The sequence below is a fragment of the Brevinematia bacterium genome (genome assembly GCA_039630355.1).
Classification (GTDB): Bacteria; Spirochaetota; Brevinematia; order DTOW01; family DTOW01; genus SKYB106.
The window spans coordinates 1-25,571 of the sequence record JBCNVF010000045.1; the positions used below are offsets into that span (position 1 = coordinate 1).

The 25,571-nt window shown below is 36.6% G+C and carries 21 protein-coding genes; 7 read left to right on the forward strand and 14 right to left on the reverse strand.

Annotation, left to right across the window (positions count from 1 at the left end; translation table 11 throughout):
* Both ABDH28_03365 and ABDH28_03370 read left to right on the forward strand, forming a co-directional pair.
* On the forward strand, positions 1-567 hold a 567-nt coding region (locus ABDH28_03365), incomplete at its 5' end, for a carbohydrate binding domain-containing protein (GenBank protein ID MEN2998059.1).
* A gap of 116 nt (positions 568-683) precedes the next feature.
* Positions 684-1,931, forward strand: a complete 1,248-nt coding sequence (locus tag ABDH28_03370; protein ID MEN2998060.1) for an FtsX-like permease family protein — start codon at positions 684-686, stop codon at positions 1,929-1,931.
* Positions 1,932-2,031: 100 nt separating this feature from the next.
* On the opposite strand, the gene ABDH28_03375 is transcribed toward ABDH28_03370, so the two are convergent.
* From ABDH28_03375 to ABDH28_03395, 5 genes are all read right to left on the reverse strand, one after another.
* Entirely contained in the window at positions 2,032-3,288 is a 1,257-nt protein-coding gene (locus ABDH28_03375; GenBank protein MEN2998061.1) for an FtsX-like permease family protein, read from the reverse strand.
* A gap of 3 nt (positions 3,289-3,291) precedes the next feature.
* On the reverse strand, positions 3,292-3,990 hold the full coding sequence (locus tag ABDH28_03380) for an ABC transporter ATP-binding protein (protein ID MEN2998062.1): 699 nt from the start codon (positions 3,988-3,990) through the stop codon (positions 3,292-3,294).
* Positions 3,971-4,294: a transcriptional regulator gene (locus ABDH28_03385; GenBank protein ID MEN2998063.1), complete on the reverse strand. Its 324-nt coding sequence runs from the start codon at positions 4,292-4,294 to the stop codon at positions 3,971-3,973. Before ABDH28_03385 ends, ABDH28_03380 begins: the two co-directional genes overlap by 20 nt.
* Positions 4,291-4,947, reverse strand: coding sequence for a hypothetical protein (locus ABDH28_03390; GenBank protein ID MEN2998064.1), 657 nt, complete (start codon positions 4,945-4,947; stop codon positions 4,291-4,293). The genes ABDH28_03385 and ABDH28_03390 overlap by 4 nt, the downstream gene beginning before the upstream one ends.
* A 295-nt stretch (positions 4,948-5,242) precedes the next feature.
* Entirely contained in the window at positions 5,243-7,180 is a 1,938-nt protein-coding gene (locus tag ABDH28_03395; protein MEN2998065.1) for a hypothetical protein, read from the reverse strand.
* A gap of 230 nt (positions 7,181-7,410) precedes the next feature.
* Between ABDH28_03395 and ABDH28_03400 the strand changes: the two genes are divergently transcribed.
* From ABDH28_03400 to pta, 3 genes are all read left to right on the forward strand, one after another.
* Positions 7,411-8,640 carry a hypothetical protein gene (locus ABDH28_03400; GenBank protein MEN2998066.1) on the forward strand — a complete coding sequence of 410 codons (1,230 nt, stop codon included), beginning with the start codon at positions 7,411-7,413 and terminating at the stop codon, positions 8,638-8,640.
* 4 nt (positions 8,641-8,644) lie between these two features.
* Positions 8,645-9,373 (forward strand): tRNA pseudouridine(38-40) synthase TruA, encoded by a 729-nt coding sequence (gene truA, locus ABDH28_03405; protein ID MEN2998067.1) that lies wholly within the window; start codon positions 8,645-8,647, stop codon positions 9,371-9,373.
* A 241-nt stretch (positions 9,374-9,614) separates the two neighbouring features.
* On the forward strand, positions 9,615-10,658 hold the full coding sequence (gene pta / locus ABDH28_03410) for a phosphate acetyltransferase (GenBank protein MEN2998068.1): 1,044 nt from the start codon (positions 9,615-9,617) through the stop codon (positions 10,656-10,658).
* Between the two features lie 3 nt (positions 10,659-10,661).
* Here pta and ABDH28_03415 read toward each other — a convergent pair whose 3' ends face one another.
* Positions 10,662-11,111 carry a RecX family transcriptional regulator gene (locus ABDH28_03415; protein MEN2998069.1) on the reverse strand — a complete coding sequence of 150 codons (450 nt, stop codon included), beginning with the start codon at positions 11,109-11,111 and terminating at the stop codon, positions 10,662-10,664.
* A gap of 82 nt (positions 11,112-11,193) precedes the next feature.
* Positions 11,194-15,750: a hypothetical protein gene (locus tag ABDH28_03420; protein MEN2998070.1), complete on the reverse strand. Its 4,557-nt coding sequence runs from the start codon at positions 15,748-15,750 to the stop codon at positions 11,194-11,196.
* Between the two features lie 425 nt (positions 15,751-16,175).
* On the opposite strand from ABDH28_03420, the gene ABDH28_03425 reads away from it, so the two are divergent.
* Positions 16,176-18,290, forward strand: coding sequence for a GAF domain-containing SpoIIE family protein phosphatase (locus ABDH28_03425; protein ID MEN2998071.1), 2,115 nt, complete (start codon positions 16,176-16,178; stop codon positions 18,288-18,290).
* Entirely contained in the window at positions 18,287-19,438 is a 1,152-nt protein-coding gene (locus ABDH28_03430) for a hypothetical protein (protein ID MEN2998072.1), read from the forward strand. Before ABDH28_03425 ends, ABDH28_03430 begins: the two co-directional genes overlap by 4 nt.
* Here the strand turns inward: ABDH28_03430 and ABDH28_03435 are convergent.
* The 7 genes from ABDH28_03435 to ABDH28_03465 form a co-directional block, all read right to left on the reverse strand.
* Positions 19,419-19,754, reverse strand: a complete 336-nt coding sequence (locus ABDH28_03435; protein ID MEN2998073.1) for an STAS domain-containing protein — start codon at positions 19,752-19,754, stop codon at positions 19,419-19,421. The two genes, ABDH28_03430 and ABDH28_03435, sit on opposite strands and share 20 nt — an antisense overlap.
* A 110-nt stretch (positions 19,755-19,864) precedes the next feature.
* The gene (locus tag ABDH28_03440; protein ID MEN2998074.1) at positions 19,865-20,485 is read right to left on the reverse strand and encodes an MBL fold metallo-hydrolase; all 621 of its coding nucleotides are present in this window, start codon (positions 20,483-20,485) and stop codon (positions 19,865-19,867) included.
* A gap of 31 nt (positions 20,486-20,516) precedes the next feature.
* A complete protein-coding gene (locus ABDH28_03445) occupies positions 20,517-21,716 on the reverse strand; it encodes a phosphoglycerate kinase (protein MEN2998075.1) in 1,200 nt (399 codons plus the stop codon).
* A 58-nt stretch (positions 21,717-21,774) separates the two neighbouring features.
* Positions 21,775-22,848 carry a type I glyceraldehyde-3-phosphate dehydrogenase gene (gap, locus tag ABDH28_03450; GenBank protein MEN2998076.1) on the reverse strand — a complete coding sequence of 358 codons (1,074 nt, stop codon included), beginning with the start codon at positions 22,846-22,848 and terminating at the stop codon, positions 21,775-21,777.
* A 200-nt stretch (positions 22,849-23,048) separates the two neighbouring features.
* Positions 23,049-23,669 (reverse strand): hypothetical protein, encoded by a 621-nt coding sequence (locus ABDH28_03455; protein ID MEN2998077.1) that lies wholly within the window; start codon positions 23,667-23,669, stop codon positions 23,049-23,051.
* Positions 23,670-23,692: 23 nt separating this feature from the next.
* Complete coding sequence (locus ABDH28_03460) at positions 23,693-24,535, reverse strand: hypothetical protein (GenBank protein ID MEN2998078.1); 843 nt, start codon at positions 24,533-24,535, stop codon at positions 23,693-23,695.
* A 10-nt stretch (positions 24,536-24,545) separates the two neighbouring features.
* Positions 24,546-25,055 (reverse strand): hypothetical protein, encoded by a 510-nt coding sequence (locus ABDH28_03465; protein ID MEN2998079.1) that lies wholly within the window; start codon positions 25,053-25,055, stop codon positions 24,546-24,548.
* Positions 25,056-25,571 lie beyond the last annotated feature (516 nt).

A 25,571-nucleotide genomic window follows, 5' to 3' on the forward strand; every position in this document is an offset into this window, starting at 1 on the left:
AATGTTCCTACGGTAATGGTCAAGTACTTCAATAGTAGTAGTTGGAGTAGTGTTAACATTCACTACAATGGTGGAAATGGATGGACAACTTCACCGGGTATAGCTATGTCTAATGAGGGTAATGGATGGTGGGGTAGAACAATAGATGTTGTCTCTAATCAATATGAGTTTGTGTTTAATAACAATGCTGGGACATGGGATAACAATTTAAACAGAGACTATATATCAAGAGTTTCTTTAGGCAATACGATATATGTTAGTAATAGAGTTGTTGGTATAGGACCTTTATATAGCGGTTCTGCTCCTGTGAATGTAACTATTAGATATTACAGACCTGATTGGAGTGTTGTAAACATTCATTACTACAATGGAAGCAATTGGACGACTTCGCCCGGTATAAGAATGACAAACGAAGGAAATGGTTGGTGGATATTCACTATAAGAGTGGTGAATGGTAACAACTATCAGTTTGTGTTTAATAACAACAGTGGCACATGGGATAACAACAATGGGCAGAACTACAGGTCTCTTATCACTTTCACTAATGTGGTAGTTGGGGGATACTAATAGTTAAGTAGTAGGCTGGAGTGATGATACTAAAGTCTGAAACTTCAGTCTACTACATTATTTAATTTAAAAATTGTTCTTTGAATAAACTATGACAAAACATTAATACTTTTTCTATGCTCCTAAAAATAGCTATTAGAAGTATATTCCGACACAAGAGAAGGAATGCACTAATTGTTATTACCATCATAATAGGAACCTCTGTATACATCACAATGGATTCTCTTTACAATGGAATTGACAGAATGTTTGTTGAGGGAGTTGTTGATTTCTCCGACAGTTCAATAGTGGTCTACCCTGAAGACTACGATAAGAACAGAAGAGGTTTTCCAGTAAACAAAGGTGTTAAAGATTTCAATTGTATTGATGAAGTAATCCGAGAAAAGTTCAAGTATCTAGAAACAACGTATAGAACGCAGTTTCTTTGTGAAGTGATATTTGGTGCTAAATCGAAGTATGTTACTGGAATTGCTGTTGATCCAGAAAGGGATAAGAGGGTTTTCAGGGTAAGCGAGAAGGTCAAGGGAGAATATCTGGGAAACAAGGGAGAAATATTAATAGGTGGTTTTCTTGCTAAGTCTTTGGGTATTAACGTAGGTGAGTATGTAACAGTCTCTGCTAGGACGGTAGATGGAACTTATAATGCCATAGACTTTAGGGTAGTAGGAGTAATTGAGACAGGCAATGTATTGGTAGATGAGTCGGGTATAATAATGTCCTACTCATCTGCTAATGATCTTCTTAGTCTAAGAGACTTAAAAACATCTTTTCACATAAAAGTTGAGTGGCACAAAGGAGAGAGTTTATCCTCTTATGTAGAGAGGGTGAAAAGGATAGCAAGCGTTCTAGAGCCTCAGCTTACGGGGTATAAGGTGTATACTTTTGCGGACCTTCATGGATATTTCCTTGAACTTATGAGACAAGGTGGAGTTGACCATTACTTTCTAATGGCGATAATACTCATAATTGCTGGAGTTGGCATTGCCAATGGTGTTCTTATGTCCATATATGAGCGAGTGAAAGAGATAGGAATTCTGATGGCTATGGGAATGCACCCAAAGCAAATCAGAGCACTTTTCGTGTTAGAAGGGTTGATAGTGGGGATAGTCGGTGGGATAGTTGGATTATTCACTGGAGGTATGTTAAATATACTGCTTGTTAGCTATGGCTTTGACTTTTCAATATTCGGGGGTAGCGGAAAAGAGTGGGGGATGCCTGTCTGGGGAGTTATATACGGTGTCTGGAATGTGTGGGGATTCGTAGTAAGTTTCTCCTTCGTATTTTTAGTATCACTAATTTCAGCCTACCTATCCTCAAGACATATATCCAAGTTCAAAGTGATTGATTGCCTCAGGTTCGTTTAACTCAACCGATCTTCTGATAGGAATTTTTCTACATCTCTTAGATACACCTTTTACTGATGTAATATTCTTGGCTGTAAAGCTAAGTCCAGGCAACGAAGAGTTAGACAAACTTCAAACACTCAGTAACCCTAAGTTTGGAAGCATATCTTGAAGGTATGTAAGCTGAGATAATAGCGGTTAGTGTGGCAAATACACCCCCTACTACAAATGCCCAGATGTTCCATTCTCCATAAAATACCCCCCAAACCGGCATACCTAGATCAGAGGGATTCAACTCCTTGTATAACGAAGAAATATCATACCCCACATATATCATAAAGATATCAGCTATAACACCTAAGATGATACCAAAAAGCCCGCCAATCACCCCGATTAGGGTTCCCTCTAGTAGAAAAAGTCTTCTTATTGTTATCGGTTTCATGCCCATAGCCATCAAGACCCCTATTTCTCTGATCCTCTCATAAACTGCCATTAGGATACTGTTTGCTATACCTACACCAGCAATTATCAAAACTAGAAATGTTATCAGATACGATGTTGTTCTTTTTTGATCCATAAGAAGTAAGAAGTCACCGTATATGTCTTTGACAGTATAAACCCTATAACCTTCCAGCTTATCTCTCATCTCTTTTGATATTTTTTCCAGGTTTTTTAGGTAAAAAGGAATACTTTCGCCTTTGTTCCATTTTACTTTTACGTGAACTAAGGTTTTGGTATCTCTAAGATTTAGAAGCTTGTTGGCAGAAGTGTATGAGATAATGACACCTGATTCGTTAAGTAAAACGTTAGGAGATTCAACTAAACCTACAACTTTAAAATCTAATGCATTGTAGGTTCCTTCAACCGTTCTAGCACTTATTGTTATATAATCTCCAAGTCTAATTCCAAGTTTCTTAGCGAGAATGCTTCCTATCAGGACCTCTTCACCATCACCAGAAAGGTAGCTACCCTTAATATGATCCTTTATTTCAAAAACTTGTGAGTCTATAGAAGGATTTATCACTGTGCCTACTATGTATTTAGACTTGTTACCGAACACCAGCTCGCCAAGAAATTGAGTTCTATACACAACGCCTTCAACTCCATCTATGGCAGAAACTGTCTTTTTTATAAACTCAAAGTCTTTCACTCCTCTATCCAATGGGTAACCTCTGCGATTTTCATCATACTCCTGAGAGTACACAACTATTGAGCTATCCGAAAACTTAACTATACTTTCAACCAATAGCCTATCTACTCCGTTAAAAAGAGAATCCATCGCAATGTAGAACATTATACCAACGGCAATAGTGATAACACTAATTAGTGTTCTTCTCTTATGCCTCAGTATGTTCCTAAGAGCCATTTTAAAGAGCATTTCCTACCTCCTTTCATCTGAAACTATCTGTCCGTCTTTGAGAAGTATAACTCTTCTTGCGTGTCTCTCAACACGGGGATCGTGGGTTGAGAATATAAAGGTTGTTCCTTCTACCTCGTTCATCCTTCTCATAATCTCAATTATTTCTTCAGCGGTTGAGGAGTCTAAATTTGCAGTAGGTTCATCTGCGAGAACAAATAAGGGTTTTTTCACTAACGCTCTGGCAATTGCTACCCTTTGCTCCTGACCCCCTGAAATCTCCCTAGGGAATCTATTCTCCATACCCTTAAGCCCAACCATCTCAATAAGTTTCATAACTCTTTTCTCTCTCTCTTCCTGAGGAAGAGTGTTGTCAATCGTAAGAGGAAGTTCTATATTCTCCTTCACAGTTAGCACAGGAATAAGATTATATGACTGAAATATGAATCCAATGTTCTTTTTTCTATACTCAGAAAGAAAATTTTCGTCGGCTTTTGTGAGGGTAACTCCGTTGAATATAACCTCCCCGCTAGTAGGAACATCTAAACAACCTATGATGTTGAGAAGTGTTGTTTTACCACTTCCAGAGGGTCCCATAACAGCAAGAAACTCTCCCTTCTCTATCTCCAGATTTATACCCCTAAGAGCTGTAACCTTAACACTTTCCTTGCCATCTCCTTTGCGATACTCCTTGACCACATCTTTAAGCACTATCAGACTCATATTCCCCTCCTTTGTAGAGCTTTATTATATTTTCTATTGTATCTAAGTACTCTTCCAAAGATCTTTTACCTCTATCTGTGATAACTACCTCTGTCTTGGGTTTTGAATTTTCAAAAAACTTTCTTACCTCAACATACCCCACATCTTCAAGATTCTTTATTTGCACTGATAAATTGCCAGAAGAGAGCTTGGTAATATCCTTAAGCTCATTAAAAGATAGTTTCTTATCAGGACTTGTTGCCAACGCTACCATTATAAGAAGACGTGCCCTCTCATGTATGTTCTTGTCTAACTCAAAATTCATTTCACCCCTTTCCTCTTTGCTCTAACAGTAGTAAAAACAAAGAACAAGATAAATCCTAAACCAAAAACAATTCCCGTCCATAGAAAAACCTCTACATGCCTATGTGCAATGAAAGGAATGCTTATGGAACTGGTTAAAATGAGATAATAGGACAGTAGTTCCAAATCTGTATTGTGAAACGCAGTCCCATACACTAGGTAGAGTAGACCAACTCCTATTCCAATCGTAGGTAAAAGGTAGTGCAATAGACCGCCTAAGGATAAGTATATAGATAGAAAAACAACTAATGTAATGACAACTACGAAGAACTTTAAAACACTCACACCTAAAATCCTATATATAAACGAGGTTGGAGAAAAATTCGGATCTACTACCTTCCAGCTAAAGAATTTAATAACCCCAGCTACAAGTGACATCACAACCAAGCTAAATACTATCAGATACATTACCATCCCCTCACTTATTTGAACTCCACTAACTCTGGCCCAGTAAATGCCCCAAAACGCAACCAGAAAGAACATTCCAAAAAACAGTGATAAATACCGTATAGTCCTCGAGAGTATAAACCTCTCAACAACTTCCTTATCCTTGTAAACCATCTCTTTTATTATCCGTATTTCGTCTATTATATCTCTTATCTCTTTATCATCCATAAGCCCACCTTCTGTTAGTTTATATTATAAACTAGTTTATAGCAAAAATACAATTTTCCTTAGTTTCTAATAAAACCTAAAATTTGTCAATAAATTCTGGAATTTAGAATTGGGCATAGGTTTTCCTTTACTTTTCTTGGGTTTTATCGGGACTGAGTATGCACTCTTCTTGATAGGTGAAGAACTTGATATAGGGTGAAATTTTGTGACTGACGAATGCTATACAGAGACAAGGGAAGTAGGGTAAGCAGAAAGTCTAGAATCTTATTTACCTATTTTCCAAGCTTGCGATGACTTACTCAATTGCAATAATTGGTTCAAAGGAGCTTATTTTTACTCTTTCAAGATATTCTTTCTTAGTGCTGGTGTATGGAAATAGAAGATAAGAGAACTTTTGAGGAAAAGCAAAGCTTAAGGATCTTGATGATGTATTGACAAAACACCAGATGTTGCCATTAGGACTTGAGATCTTCCAGAAAACTACTTTGCCCTTAGCACTAACCTTTTCTATATTCCCTTCTTTGATTGTCTTCTGAAGCTTTAAGTAAGTGTCTTCTATGTTGTGATATGCTTCATTTATATCTTTATCATTTTTCCATTCCAATGTTTTTAGTGATATATTAGCTTCATAAAGTCCAGTTGTTCCTTCGTTTATGCCAATGCACTCGTACTTAGGTCTTCTACCTTCACCAGCACTAGCAAATCTTGACAGGAAGAATCTCAGAAGAATTCCTTTTTTCCCTTCTCTCTTCAGTGGAGATCTGTTTATCACTGGATTTTCGGTATCGTGAGTGTCTACCGCAAACATCACACTTACCTTTCTGCTCTTTTTTGAATTGAATCTACCTAGTCTAGTAGAAAGCTTTAGAGCCTTTTTTATATAACTTTTAGAGATATCTTCCCAGATATCTGGTCCTAGTATTGTATCTGCTCCTACTTTGTAGTAGTCCTTAAACTCATCCCCCATTCTCTCAAAAAACATGCCGACATGTGGAAATTTCTTTTTCACTTTCTTCACAGTATAGCTTATTACATAGGGAGTGAGTCTATCAGATATTGGATAATTAGGATTGTTGTTCAAGACTGAGTCAAAAACATGGTCCGTGTAATCCCATCTTACGAAGTCAAAACTGAACTTCTCAATCATCCTTATAGGAATGTTTGAGAAGAACTTCAAAACGTTTCTATCCAGAACGGGTGGGTTTTCTGGATCTGGAAGAGAATTTATCCTGATATTGTCATAGAACTTGTAAGGAGTTAAGATTCCGAAAGCATGACCTCTATGATCTTCCCCCTTTGCATTTATATACTTAAACTCTGGATAGTTTTTGTCATATACGTAGTGAGAAAACTCAGGTATTCCCACACCATTCCATGTGTGTGATGGTACGGTCCATATGCCTCTTTCTATGAGTTCGTAGATAGACTCAAGATGCGCAGTTCTTATGTCTAGGATGTCACCTCTAGCGAAAGATTTAAGCTTGTATTTTCTCAATTTTTCTCTAACTACTTCCCTCACTTCTTCATAGATTCTTTTCTGATATTCTGGTGATAGTTGTTCTTCTTGCGAAAGGTTATCCGCAAGACTTATATTTCCATTGGAATACTTTTGTAGTTTTATCCATCTGAAAAAGTGGGGATATTCAAGAGCAACTCTTGAAAATTGCGATGTATGTGGTTCAAGATCAAAACCTACTACTTTGTCCATAAGGTGAGCTGTTCCTACAAAAAACCTCAATTGATCGTAAGCAGGGATTAGAGAAAGGTAAAACTTATTTACGAAGTCGTCGGAGATTACCCATAAGCAGTCTAAGGCGTAGAGAATTCTTAAGGCATGGTCAAAGAAAGGAGATAGATGTATCCCATCAACCCTCAGAACGGGTAAAACCTTGACAGCATTTATGAAATCTCCATGGACATGATCAGAAGGAGCAGTAGCTCTAACGTTTAAAAAACATAAAGAAGTATCTCGCATCCAGTTACTGTTTTTTTCAGCACTTACTGGAGACTTAGGATTACCTTTACTCTCATACAGCATTTTCAAAAATACTGCAAACGAATACATGGGAACCAGAATCATTTCGGACGGAGTTTTCCTTATATACCCCTTGGTAATAAATTCCTCAAACATTCTTTTACCTTCTTCTTCCATTTTGTCCTTAGCAAATCCCCTGTCTTCTGCCTCAGATAGCGAGATAAGTATAATCCTATCCAATATGGCTCCATACTCCATACAGAACTCCAAATGTTGGCAAAAGTAAGAAGTTAGCATTATTTTTTCGTACTCTGGTCTCAAATTTCAAAATATCTTTTTCTTTACTCAGCGTAGACTAGAAAAGGTTAGTTGTTCAAGAATCTAAGAATGAGGTTCGTTTTAGTCTTTTTTGTTTGAAATACTACTTCGTTTGTGATGCAAGTTTTTAGGTTTGGATTTGGATCGGGAGTGTTTTATAATATTTTACTGTGAGGGTGAAGGGTAAACACATTTTAGGAATACTGATGCTTTATATCGTAAATCTTGCACTTTTTCCTTCCTATGCTCAGAAATCTTCTTCAGTTTCACAGAAAGACAAAATGATCGTTAGTGGAGATGAGGGATTCTTCAAGAGAGGGTATACTAGATTTACGGGTAATGCGTATGTTGAGAAGGGTAATATCAGAATGTCTGCGGAAGTTATAGAGTATTTTGAGACTAATAATTTAGCTATTGGTAGAAGCAATGTAGTATTGCGAGATTTGAAAAGTGGTCTTATTGTTAAAGGAGGATACAGCGAGTATTATGGCGACAGTAATTTTGTAATATTTTTCAAAAATCCTCATTTAACACTGCCAAGGGAAAACATTTTTCTCAGGGGAGATGTTTTAATCCTTGACCAAGATGAGGAATCCGTGATTTCAAAAACCAATTCCTATTTATCAAACAACAGTGTAGAGATCTTCTCTGATGTGATAAAGATTTTTTCAAGATCCAATGTAATAAAACTTTCTGGGAGCTCCAGAGTTGTTTCCTCAAACTTTAACATAAGAAGCGACAGTGCTATTATCTTTACGGTTAGCAACAGAATTTCTGGGGGAATTGAGATAAAAAGATACATAGGTTTAGGAAATGTGTATATTACTGGGACAAATTTTACGCTAAGTTCGGAGAGAATAGCAATAAACTTTACCAATAATCAGGTCCAAGACTATATAGCTACCTGTGGGGTAAAGATCTCTAACGAGGGATCTATAATAACTTCGGAATACTTTAGGTCGGAGTTTGAAGCTGGTAGGGATACGTTACACATTGCTATGACTAATGTCTGTATTTCAAATTTTTCAAATAACGAAGTTATATTTTCCGACTATCTTCTATCAGATAGAAAGAATAACTACGAACTTATGGTAGGAGATGTCATGTATGTAGCGAATCGTGGGCAAGTTAAGATTATGGCTAAGATTGTTGAAAGATTCTTAAGCGAAGGAGTTGCACTTCTTAGAAAGGATGTTGTCTTAGAAACGGAGAGTATAAATATTATTAGCGAGATGGCGAAGTATGACGAAAGATCCAAACTTATGTATATGGTAGGATCTCCTAGGATCATTAATGAGGATAGACTTGGTGTTTCCGCAAATATTGTGACAGTGGATGTTGAGAAAAAGAGAGCAAAGATAGAAGATGGCGATTATGGGTATGTCATCCCGAGAATGTAGGAATGTGAAGCTGATTTTGAGCTATGATGGTAGCTATTACAAAGGATGGCAAAAGCAAAAAAATACTCCCAATACTGTTCAGGAAACACTTGAGAGAACCTTAAGTAAAATTCTTGGAGAAAAGGTTAGGGTAATAGGAGCAGGTAGAACTGATGCCGGGGCACATGCTATACGACAGGTTGCTAATTTCAAAACAACAAACACTTCAATACCTGTGCATAAGTTTAAGAAAATACTAAACGATTCGTTACCACATAGCATAAGAATAGTTCGCTCTGAAGAAGTCTCTCTTGGCTTTAATGCAAGGTTTTCAGCTAAGCTAAGGAAATACGTATACCTTATGTTTCTAGGAGAAGAATGTCTATATCCTTTCATAAGCAACTATTCCTACATACCACAGAAGAAGGAATGGAACATTGAGTTCATCAGAGAGTTGGCTAAGGATTTCTTGGGGGAACACGATTTTCTAGCAATCTCCTCAATGAGAAACTACAAGAGCACTATCAGATTTGTAAAAAGTCTGAGAGTTTTCAGAATCAGAGAGTTTATGGTTTTCTCCATAGTTGCCAATGGGTTTATGTATAATATGGCTAGGGGTATAGTCTCATCACTGCTTGAAGCAGAAAGGAGGAATGATAGAAATTTTATTAAAAGCATTCTTGCGAAAGATGAAAAGAGCAAACCTTCATTAGTTCCTCCGAATGGACTCTACTTGCATAGGGTTTACTACTAGACCGTTTTACTTTCTTTAGTTTTAGGTAGCGCTAGTTTAATCACAATATTCCATTTCATACTAAACTTCTTAGGTACTTGCTAAAGAGAAATGTTTACTCAGTTCCAGCAGAGACTGTGAGAAAAATAGAGAGAGGACTAGTCTTAGTTGTAAATTTTGGATTTATTGGTCTATAATTTGGTCTCTTGAGAGTATTGGATTACAGTATTTAAAATACTGCATTAAATTTTTGGAGGTAAATATGATAGATTTTGTTAGTGAGGTGAAAGCGAAGATTGAGGGGGTAAGTGGGAGTATAGTTTTCCCTGAAGCTGGTGATCCGAGAGTTTTGAAGGCAGTAGATATGCTGTATAGAGAAAAAATTAACGTAAAAGTTATCCTTTTAGGAGAAAAAGACTTTCTTAATAGGGTAGCTAAAGAAAATAATATTGACCTTTCCAAATTTGAAGTTATTGAGTGGAAAACTTCTAGTTGGATTGAAGAATTCAGTGAAGAGTTTTTTGAAATTAGAAAGCATAAAGGTATATCTAAGGATGAATGTTATAGATATATATCAAGTGATGTTAATGCCTTTGGAGCGATGATGGTGAGGAAGGGTATTGCAGATGGTATGGTTTCAGGAAGTATGAGTCCAACGGTAGAGGTGATAAGAGCGGGTATATGGATAGTCCAACCGAAAAAGCAGATAAAGACTGTCTCCAGTTTCTTTGTAATCGTTTCGCCGGATGAGAGTATTGGAGATAGAGGAAAACTTATTTTCTCTGACTGTGCATTAGTTGTTGATCCAACACCAGAACAGCTTGCGGACATAACTATAAACGCAGTAGACTCAGCGAGGATATTTCTAGATGCGGAGCCAATGGTTGCACTTCTTTCATACTCTACTCATGGTAGTGGTGCAGGGGCTTCCGTTGAGAAGGTAAAAGAAGCCGTGAGGATACTGAAAGAGAGAAATGTTGATTTTGTTTTTGACGGGGAGCTACAGTTTGACTCTGCAATATCGCCAGCAGTGTCAAAAATAAAGTGCCCTGACTCAAAAGTTGGTGGTAAAGCAAATGTTTTCATTTTCCCTAACCTAGATTCAGCAAATATAGGGTACAAAATAGCTCAAAGGATAGGTAAAGCTAAAGCTTTTGGACCTGCGTTAGTTGGACTTAATAAGCCGGTTAATGATCTATCCCGTGGTTGCTCTGCAGAAGATATATACGTCATAACTCTGATGACCTTGTTGCAGATAAGATACGAAAACCAAGGTCAGTCAAACAAACCCTCTAACCCAGAGTAAAGTTTACCTATTGTCCAAATTGTCCAAAATCTTGCTAATTATCAAATTCACCTCATTTTTAGAGAATCCTCTTCTCAGAAGAAATCTGTGTATTTTAGCTTTTATTTTCACCCTGTCCCCCTCTGCAATTTCCTTCCCATATCTCCTTAGCACAACCCCAACTACCCTATCTATATCAAGAGTTATCTCGTTATCTTCAACCCTTATACCTCTAAGCATGAGTTTATGCTTTATATACTTCCTCCCAAAACCTTTTAGTATCCTTGAATGTACGTAAGACTCTTTTACAAAATCGTCATCTATAAACCCATTCTTGCAGAGATAGTTTACTATATTCTCTACTTCTGATAGAGGTAAATTAAATTTTCTCAAGATATACTCTTTTACCTCCTTTTTGGTTCTAGGCTTTAGTGATAGGTATTTATAAACCCTACCTAGGATCTTTTTATCCACAGCTCCCTCAGAGCAACCGATCTTTTTTTCTGTTATCCAAATCCTACCTAACCAGTAAATCTAGGAATTTCCACTTGCGAGACTATAGATATTTCTCTATTATCAGTGAAACGAACTCCCTTGAGACACCTACTGCTTTTGCTATGTTATCTACACTCCATCCCTGCCTATGAAGCTTGATAATGTTAGAAACTTGTTCACTTGATAACTCAGGCTCTCTTGTCTTTACTCCAGTTCTAGTCTCAATATCGTTTAAATATCTTCTGGCAACATCTATTGCGGAATTCAGTCTCTCACCTAGTTTTATCAGGTCTTCCTTAACTCTTTTTACTCTCTCTAATTCAGAATTTATGTGGACAATGAGTCCATCAATGTTTGATATTTTATCTACAGCTCCTTCAAGCTTTTGATTGGCATTAAGTATTTCATCAAGTTTGGAGTGTATTGAAGAGAGAACCCCTTCTATTCTTTCTTTTTCCTTCATAGCTTCACTGATAGCCCTGTTTATCATTCCAACTTTCTTCTCAAAATCTGAGAAGTTATTCTTAAGATAATTCACATTGGCAAGCATGTTCTCTACCAAGTCTTTTTTGGCCTCAAGGCTTCCTAGGATTCTAGCTATCTCCTCAATATCTTTCTCAAACTTTGTGATCCTATTGGAAACATCTATTATCAATTTTTCTTTATCTCTTACAAACTCAACGTTATTATACAACCTGTTTATCAGATCTTCAAGAGAACTTACTCTATCTTGTATTTCTTTGACTATCTTAGAGTTTTTCTGGTAAGAGTTTAGGAACCTCTCAAGTTCTATTTTTTCCTTTCGTATCTCCTCAATATCTTTATAGACAGAAGATACAAACTTTCTGTTTTCTTCTATCGTTGACATTATTCCTTTAAGTTCGTTCATTTTAAGGCTTATAGTCACCGCAACTTCATTTGCTTTGTCAAACTTTTTCAAGTTTGTTTCTAGTTCCTTGATTTTCTTTTCAATATTTGAGATGGTGTCAAAAGACTTTTTAAAGTAGGAGTCAGTGAAGTTTCTGAAGTCTTGAGCTTTTTTCTCAACCTCTTTAGAGAGATTACTAATGTTAGCCCTAGTGTTCTCCAGAAGAGAATCTATCAATTGTTTTTCATTGGAATAGAGCGAGCCGACTTCCTCCTTCAAGCTAACTACTCTTCTCATAATCTCGTTCTCAAATTCTCTTATTTGCCCCTTCACACCTAATACTACCCTTTCTACCTCACTGTCTACATCAGACTTGGACTCTTCCAGTTTAGTCAGAATGAATTCTTTTTCTTTTTCAAAATCGTTCCTTAATCTTTCAACCCATACAGATATCTCGGATTCAGATTTTTCTTGTAACTTACCAACCTTCATTTCTAAGTTTCTAGAAATTTCCATAAAATACTCTTCTATTCTTTTTTCAACACTATTTACTTTTTCCGATAACTGCTCAAGATACTCGCTCATCTGAGAATTGAACTTCTCTTTGAGAGAAGAGATAACTTCAGTCGTTTTGAGATTTAGCTCTTCAGCAGTTTTGTCAAATTGCTCTAGTTTGTTGTCAAGCTCATTACTATATACTTTGATCAAGTTTGAAGCCTTTAATCCAAGATCGTCAATAACTTTTTCAACTCTACTATTTACCATAGATATTGCTTCCGAAACCTTTGACTCAAGCTCTGAGAGTCTGGAAACTATATTGTTAGCTTTATCCTTATACCCTGTCTCTATACTAGCAACAAACCTATCAAGAGTATCAAACTTATTTTTCATCTCTGTTTCAAGATTTTTCTCAAGAGCTGAGAATAGAGATGTCAGGTTAACCTCCTTTTCTTTATACTTCTCTTCCATTGAGTAAAGAGAAGAGGCAAGCTTGTCAAGTTGAGACTTGAAGTTGGTGAACATTGAATTTAAGGATGTTTCAAAGTTCTTTTTTGTAGTTTCTGAGAACTCACTAACTTCGGATAGATATTTCCCTTTTACTGTATCCTTAAATACTCTGTATTCTTCCTCAAGCTTTTTCACTACTTCCTCAAACTTGTCTTTTATTGCGTTAATTCTAGAAGAGTAAAACTCTACGACTTTATCTTCAGTCTCTTTCAGTTTACTTCTAAGATCGGTTTCTAACCCTTTATACTCCTCAATAAGGCCTTTTTTAGTTTCCCCTAGGCTAGAGAGGAAGTTCTTTAATGTCTCCTTCACTGAGCTATATTCTCCCTGTAGGGAGTCTAGGAAGGAATCAAACTTGTTCCTAAATGCCGAAATGTTTGCTTCGTAGCTCTTTTCAAACTTTTTAAGCACGTTCTCTAACTCTGATGAGACTTGAGTGTTTTTAGAGTTGACAAATTCACCTAAAGATCTTGAATGATCTTCCTTAATCTTATTAAGTTCCACTGCAACGTCGTTTTCAAGTTTTACAATTGTATCGCTAAACCTCTTTTCGTAAGTTGCTATTATCTCCTGAAACTTTTTCTCTACGGAAGAGTAAAGCTTCTCTAACTCTTCCCTAAAGATGTTGAACTTAGCACCTGTGGAGGAAACAACATTGTCCACTTTCTTAGTAAACTCGTCAAACATCTCTCCCATCAGGCTTTTCTTCTCGTCAATCTTAGTTTCAAAATCCGAAACCATTGAAGTAATCTTTACATCAATCTTACCAAGTTCCTCGTTTAATAGGTTTATTTTCTCTTGCCTGTCTGAGATATCGCTAGATATTGATTCCAGAAGGTTATTAACTCCAGAAATCCTTTTGTCAATATTGTCCATTTCTGATCTTACCCTTGAGAGCATTATATCTGCAGTGTTATTGAACGATACCTTAAGGTTATCAACATGTTCTAAAATATGCTCTTTCATTTCATTTACAAACTTCTCATACACATCGTTGACGTTTTGGTTGAACTTCTCCTTTGCTTGAAGAACTTCTTTTTCTATCCTATCCACAACAACTTTTATTCTCATATCAACATCTTGCGATAGTTCTCCGATTCTGTTTATCATCTCATTTGTAAACTTTACATACAAATCTCTAACTTCCTTATCCTTCATCTCAGCTTCTTTAAGCAAAGATGACACAACTTCGTTGTATTTCTTTACATATCTATCTATGGCTGAAACTTCTTCATTAATACTGCTTATTTTCTCGTTAAGTGAAGAGATCATCTCAAATTTTTCAGAAAACTCTTTGTCCAACTTTTGAATGTCACTGATGAAGTCACCCTTTATGGAGTCTATCTGGGAATCAAAGCTTTTGATATAGTCGTTTATTTCTCTGCTCATGCTATTCCTTATAGCCTCAAAGGTATCTCTAAACTTACTGAAAAGCTCTTCTTGCTTTAGAGCGAATGTGTTTTCTAAGACTTTCATCTTATCACTAATGTAGGAATCAACCCTTTTATTAACCTCTTCTACTACCCCCTTAACTTTCTCTCCTACGCTTGATGTCAGGGAAGCCTTTATCTTGTTAAATTCAGACACTATCATGGAGGTGTAATAGTCTTTAGTATTCTCTATATCCTGTTTAACTTTAGAGAAGTCTAGATCTAACGATTTTAGTCTGTCATTGAACTCTCTAAGGGAGTTATCTAAGATGTTAAACCTGTTTTGCAAGTTGTACATTTCGTTGGTTTTGGTTTTGATGGTAGAGTCAATTGAGGATGAAAGATTCTCAATATTGGTGTTAACTTCATCAAATTTCTTCAACGCGTTCTCCTTAAGTCCTGTAATTTCGCTGATATATTTTTGTGTAGTTTCCTCTAATGCGGAAACTTTTTTAGCGATCTCGTCAACATTAGAAAGGTTTTTGCCTAATCTGTCTTCAACATACCTTCTAAGTTCCTTGGCTTTTTGGTCTATATCTTGTGAAAGTGCTGTTTCATACTCCTTGATTAGTTTAGAAAGTTTTTCGTGAGCTTCCGATTTCATCTTTTGGAAAACTGTCTCCATCTCAGAGAAAACTTTTTCAAATTCGTTATCCACTTTAGTTCCTATGATATTTGATAACTCAACTACTTCTTTCAGCTTACCGTTAAGTTCGGTTTCTACACTTTTGACTTTCTGTTCAACCGATTTAAAAAAATTCTCCAGAGAATCTTCCAAAAAGTCTATTCTCCCAATGATTCTATCTATATTCTTCTGGGACTCTGAAACCTTATTCTCAAGGTCCTTCATCTCTTTGGTAACTTCACTTTTTGCTGTGGTAACCTTTGATAGAATGTCCTTAAAATCCTGCAGAACCTTGACAGCTTCTTTTGAGTCCTGCTTAAATTTGCCAAACTCCTTTTTAATCTCATCAACTGAAGAGAAGATGTTACTAATTTCATTTTTAACATCGTTTAGTTTTTTCATAGCTTCACTTATTTCATTCTCCCCCCCTTTGATCTCGTCAATCTTCTCGTTTATTGCGAAGATCAAGTTCTTTCCAATAGTCAAGTTGCTTTCAACCTTTATAAGAAGATCCTCAAGAGACTTCTCTTTTTCACTTACAAATTTCCCAAAATCACCCATCTGCTTTTCAGTAAACTTTTTTAGTTTTTCAAAACTGATCAAGTTTTTATCTCTGCTTCTGATTATTAAAGTTACGATGAAAGCAGTAATGATGGAAACAATTACACTTAGTAGTATATCTAACATTTTCCCCTCCCAAAATTAGGATTTAAATTAATTTTCAAAAATTCAAGCTCTCTCTTTCAAAAATGAAAACCCTTTTCTTTTGCAGTTTTTGTTGGAATTGGGTAGATATTTTTCAGTAACTGAAGCTCAATGTGCAGTGACATTTTGCAACTAATGAGGATTTCCCAAAATTGATTAGTGGTAAGGGATGTTGGTAGAGGAGTGTTACAACTCTGAAGAGGGGTTTGATAAGTTGTTAAGTTTGAAAGTTTGAGAGAAGGGTAAAGTTGTTGTGAGACTGATGATATCGTATATCGTTATGCTTCAGTTTGGGGTAAATTGAAAGTAAAACTTTGATTTTTGATAATATTAGTGTCTGTAGGAACTTCGGTAGATAGTTATTACTTACCGATAATTTAGTAGTAATACTCTAGGAGGTAGAGATTATGCCTTTGGATTTTTTCCAAGTGACAAAGATATTTATTTCTTTTGTGATGTTAATATTTATGTTTCTTGAGTTCCAGAGGAACAAGAACAAGGAATTTTTGCTGTTAGGAATCATCTTTAGTATCCTTTTTGCTAAGGAGATAACATATATAGCTATAAACCTATATGGGTCTTTCTATTTGGTCCACAAAGATCCAACTACAGGAGAGATAATAAAATCTCTGCAGAATGAGAACCTATTTAATCTGAGGTTTTTCTTGTGGCACATTTTTGAGGTAATATTTGTTATTTCTTTTTCTTACTCATTTTTGTTTTTGATCGGTTCATTGAAGAAAAGAGGAAACATAGTAAATGTGATAACGCTGAGTGTTAACATTGTTGCATTGATAGGATTGCTTTCAGCGGTTTTGGTTTCAATTAAAGATCCTTTGAATGTTCTTATAAAAATAGGGAACAACGAAACACAAGTTGTGGTTACTCAGAAGTTTGCAAGTTTTCTACTGGAGAGCTGGTGGATATATGGGTTATGGAAAACTGGCCTAATAATATACTCTATAGTTCCCGTAGCTAGGGTTTACGGATTTACTGCGCAGATGTTGCCACATATTTATGTGTCTAAGTTTCTTTACGTTATTACTGGTTCTTTATTTGGTACTCTTTATTTATTCTCTTCAATAGTGTTTATACAGGCTACGAAAGGTATTGGTTATTACATTCTTGAATTAGCAGGTTGTATATTTCTGGTTGCTACTGCTTACAAAATATTCAGAGCCGATGTTATGGATATGGACTTTAGAATACAGGATTTAGAGAAGGAGAAATCGCTGATAATAGAGCTTATGAGGGAGATAGGTGATACTCTGTCAGTAGAGCTTGATATGGATAAGGTTTTCGCTAAGATAATTGACGCTGCTATTGAGGGAACTTCCTCAAAAGCTGCAGCTATTCTTTTAAAGGATCCGACGGGTGATACCTTAAGTGTTAAGTATGTCAAGGGGCTTTTCCCGCCGGTTAAGCCTATAAGGGTTGATCAATCTGTTGTGCTTAAAGAAAGTCAGATTGTTGAAATATTTAAGTCTACTAAGATTGCTGTAGGGGATACATATATAGGATTACCTGCAAGCACTGGTGAAACGTTGTTTATAAAAGATGCCGAAGAGGATCCAAGAGTTCTGCAAACTGCTAAGGGTATTGCTGATATAAAGTCGGTCATAGTAACTCCTCTCAAGCTTCAGGATAACATAATGGGAGTATTGGCTGTTTTAAATAAGTCTGCTGGAGCTTCGCATACTCAGAGTGATTTATCACTCATACAGACACTTGCAGATCAAGCAGCGGTGACCATAAGGCAATTTGAGATGTATAAGGAGATTGTTGAGAAGAAGCAAGCTGAGAGGGATTTAAGTATAGCAAGTGAAATTCAGATGAGTCTGCTTCCCAGAAAGTTTCCATCAACCCAAAAACTTGATATGTACGGTTTTTCTATTCCTGCTAAGGGTGTAGGGGGAGATTACTTTGACTACATAAAGTTTGGGCAAGATAAACTTGCTATGATTATAGCAGATGTTTCGGGAAAAGGAGTTCCAGCAGCATTGATAATGGTTATGATCCGAAGTATTACTAGGACTGTAGCTTCTCTTGATAAAGATGCGAATATCGTGCTATCACAGCTTAACAATTCCTTAAGTGGTGATATTGTTGAAGATAGGTATGCTACAGCATTCTACTGTGTGCTTGATGCTGAAAGAAGAATACTTAACTACTCTAATGCAGGACATGGGCCTTTGCTATTGTTTAGGAGCAAGACGAGAGAATTTGAATTGCTTGACACCGAAGGAATGCCGGTTGGTATTATGCCGGGGATGGACTACGGGCAGGACTTTGTAATACTTGATAAAGGTGATATAGGTGTTCTTTACACTGATGGTATAACCGAAGCTATGAATAATTCACACGATTTATACGGTCTAGAAAGACTCCAAAATGTTATATTCAAGCATCATGAACTTTCTGCTAAAGAGATAAGTGAAAAAGTGCTAGAGGATGTTAATGCTTTTGTTGCAGGTGCTCCACAGCATGATGATGAGACTATGATCATATTCAAGGTATTGTGATGATCTCAATTCTTTCAAACGGATTCGGTGAGACTGTTATAGCAAATAAAATTGCTAACAAACTGGTACAGTTAGATACAAGCTTAAAGGTAGTTATTTTCCCTTTGATAGGAAACTTAAGGGTAGACAATAGAGTAATAGTAGGCTTTAATCCAAGGAATTTAGGCTCTGGAGGCAGGACATTACATTCTGTAGAAAGTTTTCTTAAGGATGTAACCAGTGGGGCTTTGTTTGAAGTAGTAAGGTTTGTGAGATCTTTCAGAAGTTACAGGGGAATTAAGTTGGCACTTGTTGTGGGAGATCCTTTTCTTCTTATTCTTGCTAAAGCGTTTTTAAGGGATGCTCCTAGAATAGTCTTCAATTCGGTCTATAAGAGCGAATTAGTTGAAAAACATATGTGGTTTGAGAAAATGCTTATAAAGAAGTGTGCTGAATACTTTATTCCTAGGGACAGATATACCTATGAGTGTTTCAGAAAGCTTGGTATTAGGACAGTTTACTTTGGAAATCCGATGGTAGACTCTGTTGATTTTTTTGGTGTTGACTATAGGCTAGATCCTAACCTAAAAACTTTGCTTTTGCTACCAGGTAGTAGAGAAACTACTTATAGGATGCTTGTAAAACTGTTGTATGTAGTTGAAAGCGTTTTTGAAAAGTTTGGTTTTTTCAATGTCCTTTGTTCGTTAAGTAGTGGAATATCTGTTGAGAAACTGGTTAGTACTATTTCTCAGCATGGGTGGCGAGTTGAAGAAAAAACATCCTGTTCAATGATAGCAACTAAGGGAATAATTAAGGTTGTCCTAGCTTACAACTCTTTTGGTGATATGCTTGTCAACAGTGACGTTGTATTGAGTTGTGCAGGTACTGCTACAGAGCAGTCTGCTGGGTATGGAAAGCCTACTATAATGTTTGTTGACAGAGATGCTGGATGGAGTAATAGATGGTATAGAAGGCAGAAGATTTTGCTTGGTGATAATTTGAAATTGTTTGATAAATTTGGGGTAACAGAGATCTCTGATGAGATTATTTTGTTATTTAATAACTCGGACGAGAGGAAAAGAAGAGGAGATATTGGTAAGAAGATGGTAGAAGGAGTGGGGAGTGTAGAGAAAATTGCTGGTTTTTTGATCAACCTCTTATATGACTGATTGCTTCTTCTACGCTATTGTATAAGGGTAGAACTGTGTCAAGTTTGTCTATCTTTAGTATAAAGAGTACTTTGTTATTACTTACTGCGATAGAAAACTTCTGGTTATTACTTTTAGCGTAAGACATGATCCTGATTATGGTAGCTACACCAAATGAGTCTATTTCAACTGTATCTAGAAGATCTAACACTATACCTACTGCTTCCTTCGGAAGCTCTGGAATAGGGTTTACTAGATCCTCAAAATCAAAGACTGTAAGAGATTTTCCAGGTCTGAGCACTATTATATCACCGAGTTTGATGACTTCTATGCCCACGACAATAATTCTGTATGGTAAAGCTAAGAATTCTCAAATTAAGGGACTCTCCAGACAATAAGTTCCAATTTCCATTGAATAAGTAAGCAGGATTCTAAACTTTATGAAGGTTAGACTAACTCCTCTATCCATTTTCTAACTTCGCCAAACTTAAAGTTCTCACCGTGCCCTGGTAAGCAAATATCCTCATCCTTAAGGATAGCTAGCAACTTCTTTAGAGAAGCTAGCATATCTTCAGCATTTCCGCCAAAAAGATCTGTCCTGCCATAGGAAAATCTAAACAAAGTGTCACCTGTAAAGACAACTCTTCTTTCAGGGAAATAGATACAACTTGCCCCTGGTGTGTGTCCGGGCGTGTGGATAACTGTAAATTCTTCACTTTCTACACAAAGCTTACTACCATCTTCTAGAAGTATGTCTGGTTTTATAGAGCAAAAGGGACTTAGAAAATAAGCTGAAAGGTTATAAAAGGCATTAGATAACATTTCTACGTCTAATCTGTTAATTGCAAGCTTTGCACCTGTTGAGGAAACCAGTGTGTTATTGCCCATTATATGGTCAAAATGCGCATGAGTGTTGATGACATACTTTAGCTTGATTTTCCTAGCATTCACTATGTCAATTAGTAGTTTAGGATCGTCACCAGGGTCTATTACTAATCCTTCGCTCTCACCCCATACTAAGTAACAATTAGTTTGATTTACTCCTAAAACAAAAGTTTCGATATTCATAAACGCGAGGAGCCGTTAAGGCTCCTAAGAACTACTTATCATCAAGAACAACAACTCCTGGTAAAGGCTTACCTTCAACAAACTCCAGTGATGCGCCACCACCTGTTGAGATATGGGTCATCTTGCTCTCAACTCCTGCTTTGGCAACTGCTGCAGCCGAGTCCCCACCACCAATTACCTTTATAGCATCTTTAAGATTAGCCAGAGTTTTTGCTATCTCAACAGTACCCTTAGCAAACTCATCCTTCTCAAATACTCCAAGAGGACCATTCCAGAAGACAGTTTTAGCATTTCTTAACTCATCGCTAAAGAGTCTTATGGTAGCACTTCCAATATCAACACCTACCATATCTGATGGTATTTCATTCTTACTTACGGTTTTAACTTTTGTTGGATTTTCTATATTGTCGGTTACAACTACATCTTCCGGCAATACTATTGAAACTCCTTTCTCTTTCGCTTTCTGTAGGATATCAAAAGCTACTGAGATATAATCTGACTCAAGAAGCGACTTACCAACTTCTATACCCATAGCCTTGTAGAAGGTAAACATCATTCCACCGCCTATTAGGAGTTTGTCAACTTTGTTAAGCAGGGAATTAATGACGTCTATTTTGGTTGAGACCTTGGAGCCACCAAGTATTGCAACAAATGGTCTTTTTGGATCATCCAGAGCTTTGCCAAGGTATTCAAGTTCTTTTTCTACGAGAAATCCTGCAACGGCAGGCTTGCCCATCTGCTTCATTATTCTAGGTAAAGCTTCAACAGATGCATGTGCTCTGTGGACACTGCCAAAAGCATCACAGACGAAAGCATCAACAAGCTCGGCCCAATTTTTAGCAAAATTTTCATCGTTAGCTTCTTCTTCTTTGTAGAATCTGACATTTTCTAGAAGCAAAACTTCACCAGGCTTTAGATTTCTTATTGCTTCCTTAGCTTCCTCATTAACACAGTCTGAAACGAACTTAACATTTATTCCTAGTCTTTCGGACAGAGCTTTCTGAACCGGAAGCAAGCTACTCTTTGGATCTCTACCCTTAGGTCTTCCAAGATGTGAAGCCAGAACTAATGAACAGTTTCTCTCTAACAGGTATCTGATAGTTGGTAAAGCGGAATCTATCCTGGTGTAGTCAGTTATATTCCCACTTGAATCAAGTGGGACATTAAAGTCCTCACGGATAAAGACTTTCTTCCCAGATAAATCAACATCCTTAACAGTCTTTTTATTCATAATAACCTCCTTTAATCTTAGGGACTCTCATCACCCCCTGAAAGCAAATTTCACCAAACTAAGCCTTGTCCTTAGAGATCATATGCCTGAGTAGATCAACAACTCTACAAGAATAACCCCACTCATTGTCATACCAGGAAATAATCTTGAAGAATCTCTTTTCACCTTTGAGGTTATTCTGCAAGGTTGCGAGAGAGTCGTAGATGGATGATCTGTCATCGTGTATGAAGTCTGTTGAGACAACTTCTTCATCGGTGTATCCTAGGATTCCTTTTAGGTAAGTTTCAGAAGCTTTTTTCATCAAAGAGTCAATTTCTTCAATTGAAGTTTCTTTTTCGCTTCTGAATGTGAGGTCAATCACGGATACATCGGCTAGAGGCACTCTAAATGCCATGCCTGTTAGTTTACCTTTGACTGCTGGTATGACCTCTCCAACTGCCTTAGCAGCACCTGTTGTTGAAGGAATGACATTTACCGCAGCAGCTCTACCACCTCTCCAGTCTCTCTTAGAAGGTCCATCGACAACTTTCTGCGTTGCAGTATAGGCATGAATGGTTGTCATAAGCCCAGTTTCGATGCCAATTCCTTCTTTTATCAGCACATGCACAATTGGAGCCAAACAGTTTGTTGTGCAGGAAGCATTAGAAACTATATGATGAGATTTAGGATCGTACTCTTCATGGTTAACCCCCATAACGAAAGTTTTGATATTACCTTTAGCGGGAGCGGTAATAATGACCTTCTTGGCACCTGCATCAAGATGACCTTTAGCTTTCTCTTCCTCTGTGAAAAGTCCAGTTGCTTCTATGACATACTCAACACCAAGTTCTCTCCAGGGTAATTTACTTAACCCTTCCTTTGGTGCAAGCAGACACTTGATCTTGTGTCCATCAACAATTAAAACATCGTTATACTCGGCAGAAGCTGAACTCTTTTCAGCACCCAGTTTGTGAGCCCACTTTCCGTGAACTGAATCATACTTAAGCTGATATATAAAGTAATCTGCTTCATTTACAATATCAACAACTGCAACTACATCAATCTCCTTTCCTAAAAGCCCTTGCTCAACTAAGGCTTTAAAAGCTAGTCTACCTATCCTCCCAAAACCGTTTATTGCGACTTTTACAGCCATCTTTGACCTCCTTGATGTAAGGTTTGTGTTATTTTCATAGAAAGTTTTCATAAAAGTCAAGTTTTCTGCTACTTCAGCAACACGTTCCAAAATCTAACGCAAAAGTCCTTGTCAACGCTCATAAACCCATCCTTTATATGACGGTGTTTTCTCATTGCCAAAGTATTATCTAATATCCTATAAACACTAAATCTGATTTCCTATTTCCAATCAGAATTACACAACCTTCTGTTTGCGTAGAACTTGTAAGAATCGTTTGAGAATACACGTTCGTTATCCTCCTTTCTATCCCCAAACCATAAGATCTTGTTTACCTCTTTCACAATCAGAGCAACCCTTCCAGCCTTAGAGATAATTTCCAGAACTTTGTCAATATTTATTGTATCCTCCTCAGCGAGATATAGAAGAAATGCTATGAGCTTTGTATCTGAGATTTTTTCGGGATTGTAGTTAAATAATTGGTTGTACTCAACCCACTTTATTTGCATTGGATTGAGCATAAAGATAGTTTTCTGTAGGTTTTCCCAGTTTGGAAGCGTTCCATTTTGCGCAATTATGAACTTTCGTGTCTCAAATGGATGTGTGAGGTCGGGGTCAATACCACCTGAAGAAGCTGCCCTGAAATGAACTATTTTCCTATGTTTCCTTAGAGTCTCAATCTTTTTTTGAAATTCTTCGGGGTTTGTTATTCCCTTCTCAACAAACCACTTCCCATTAACTTCATGTGCAATTCCCATCCCATCCCTGTTTCCGTAATATGCACTCATCACTTCACTTAAACTCATTGTCTTGTTTTTAGGTAAATAAGCTAGTAAACACATACAAACACCCTCTAAGTTGTTTATTATTCATCATTCTCTTGGTAGTCTTGCATACCCTCCGTAATTGACATAAAGATATACAGAGAGTAGCTAAAGTGAAGCTCTGTGGTCAATAGTGTGATGAACAACCTATCTTCATCAAAATAAGCTTCCTTGAGATTCTGGTTAATAAACCAAAAGATATACCTTATGACGTTTTTCGTGTTTTTCGTTATTTCTTCATATTCTTCTGCATATTCATCTGGAATAGAGTCAAGGTTATCTTCTAAGAAAAGACGCTCAAATACAATTGGTGCAAGATTCATTGTTACAAAAGCCTCCTGAGTTACCTTCTCTCTCAGTTTTAGTAATTTGTTTCTTATTTGTTGTTGACTTTTGAATTTCTTCCTTTTTGAATTTACTTCGTTCAAAACTCCTTCTTTAATCATAAAGATAAGTTCTATAAACCTGATCATTTCGGAACTGATAGCTTCATCGTAGAACTTTTGGAATTTTTTCTTCAGTTTTGTTCCTTTAAATAACTGCTGTAGTATTTGGTAGGTCTTCTCATACGTAAAGACATTATCTGCACTTTGGTCTATAACAAATTTGTGCTTCTTGTTATCCACAGCTATCTCTATCTCCATCTTCCCATCTGTGTTGTTAATTTTAAGGAAGTCTATTAGTTTGTCTGTGTTATTCTCTTCCTTTAGTTCTTGCCCATTGATCTTGATTCTGATTGTATACCTATTTATCCCGAGTTTGTTGAATATTTTCTTTAGATCTCTCAAGAAGAACTCACTTCTATACTTTATAATCCCATTTGCATTTTCGGATAGGTATCTTAGCATATTCGGTGAATTTCCAATGAGTTCCATTATATCCATTGTTACCTCCTTAGTTAGATTCTTTTTGTGTTTTTGAATCCTGATCCGGAATAGACAATCTAAATAACTTTTGCAGTGTGACTTTTATCGGTGTATCAGTAAGTATTACTCTTTCAGCAGATATTGCCATGATTAGTTTTTTCTCACTGAGATAACAAACTCTGAACTTATGTGCAACGAACCAGCTTGTGTACTCAAATGCGTTTTCTATATTTTCCGTAATCAAGTTTCCAACAAGCTCTACTGTCCTTTTGGTGTTGTTTTCATCTTTGTGTTCTTGCTCGTTAAATATAGAAGGTGAACCGAAATCGTCTAGTGTATTCAACTCAAGAATGTTTGTTGCTCTATCAATTACTTCGCTGTCATAATTTGCAATAAGTTTACACACAGTTTCGCAGTTGCTATTGTGTGTCAATATACAATCGTAATCTGTTGCAATCCAGTTGGTTTGTAGAAAGCTTCTTCTACCTATCATCTGCTTCTTAGAACCCTTTAATGTAAAATTGAGAAACATATTCATACTAGCCTCCCTAAAAAAGACAGCTATTGAAACAAATTTTCTCCTTTACATTATATAGAAGCAAATCCATCAGCCCCGCTAGGTATCAATACAACATCAGCGGAGACTGACAGAATCGTTCTCCAGACTAAAGATCAAAGTATTCACCAACTAACGAGAATTGACGAAGCCATTAATATTCTAGTAACCCAAACACTTCATATCTAAATGCATGTCACTAAACTAATCAAAAGTAAACTATGTGTATCTGCCAATGACAGAAAGTGTATGTATTGACTATATGATCTGGTTATCTCGTTTACCATACCTATCTAGTAAATCCTAGGTGAATAAATGAGTTTTCTATTTCTTACCAAAAGGTTACAACTCTGTAAATCTAACAAAATACTTTCAAAAAGTCAAGTGTTTTTAGTCTGAAGTTTGGAGAAGAGTTTGGTAAAAATTAATTTTAAATAAACTCCTCTTGCCCTTAAAATAAAGGCAAAATGATGGATATATTAATTGCAGAAAAACTAC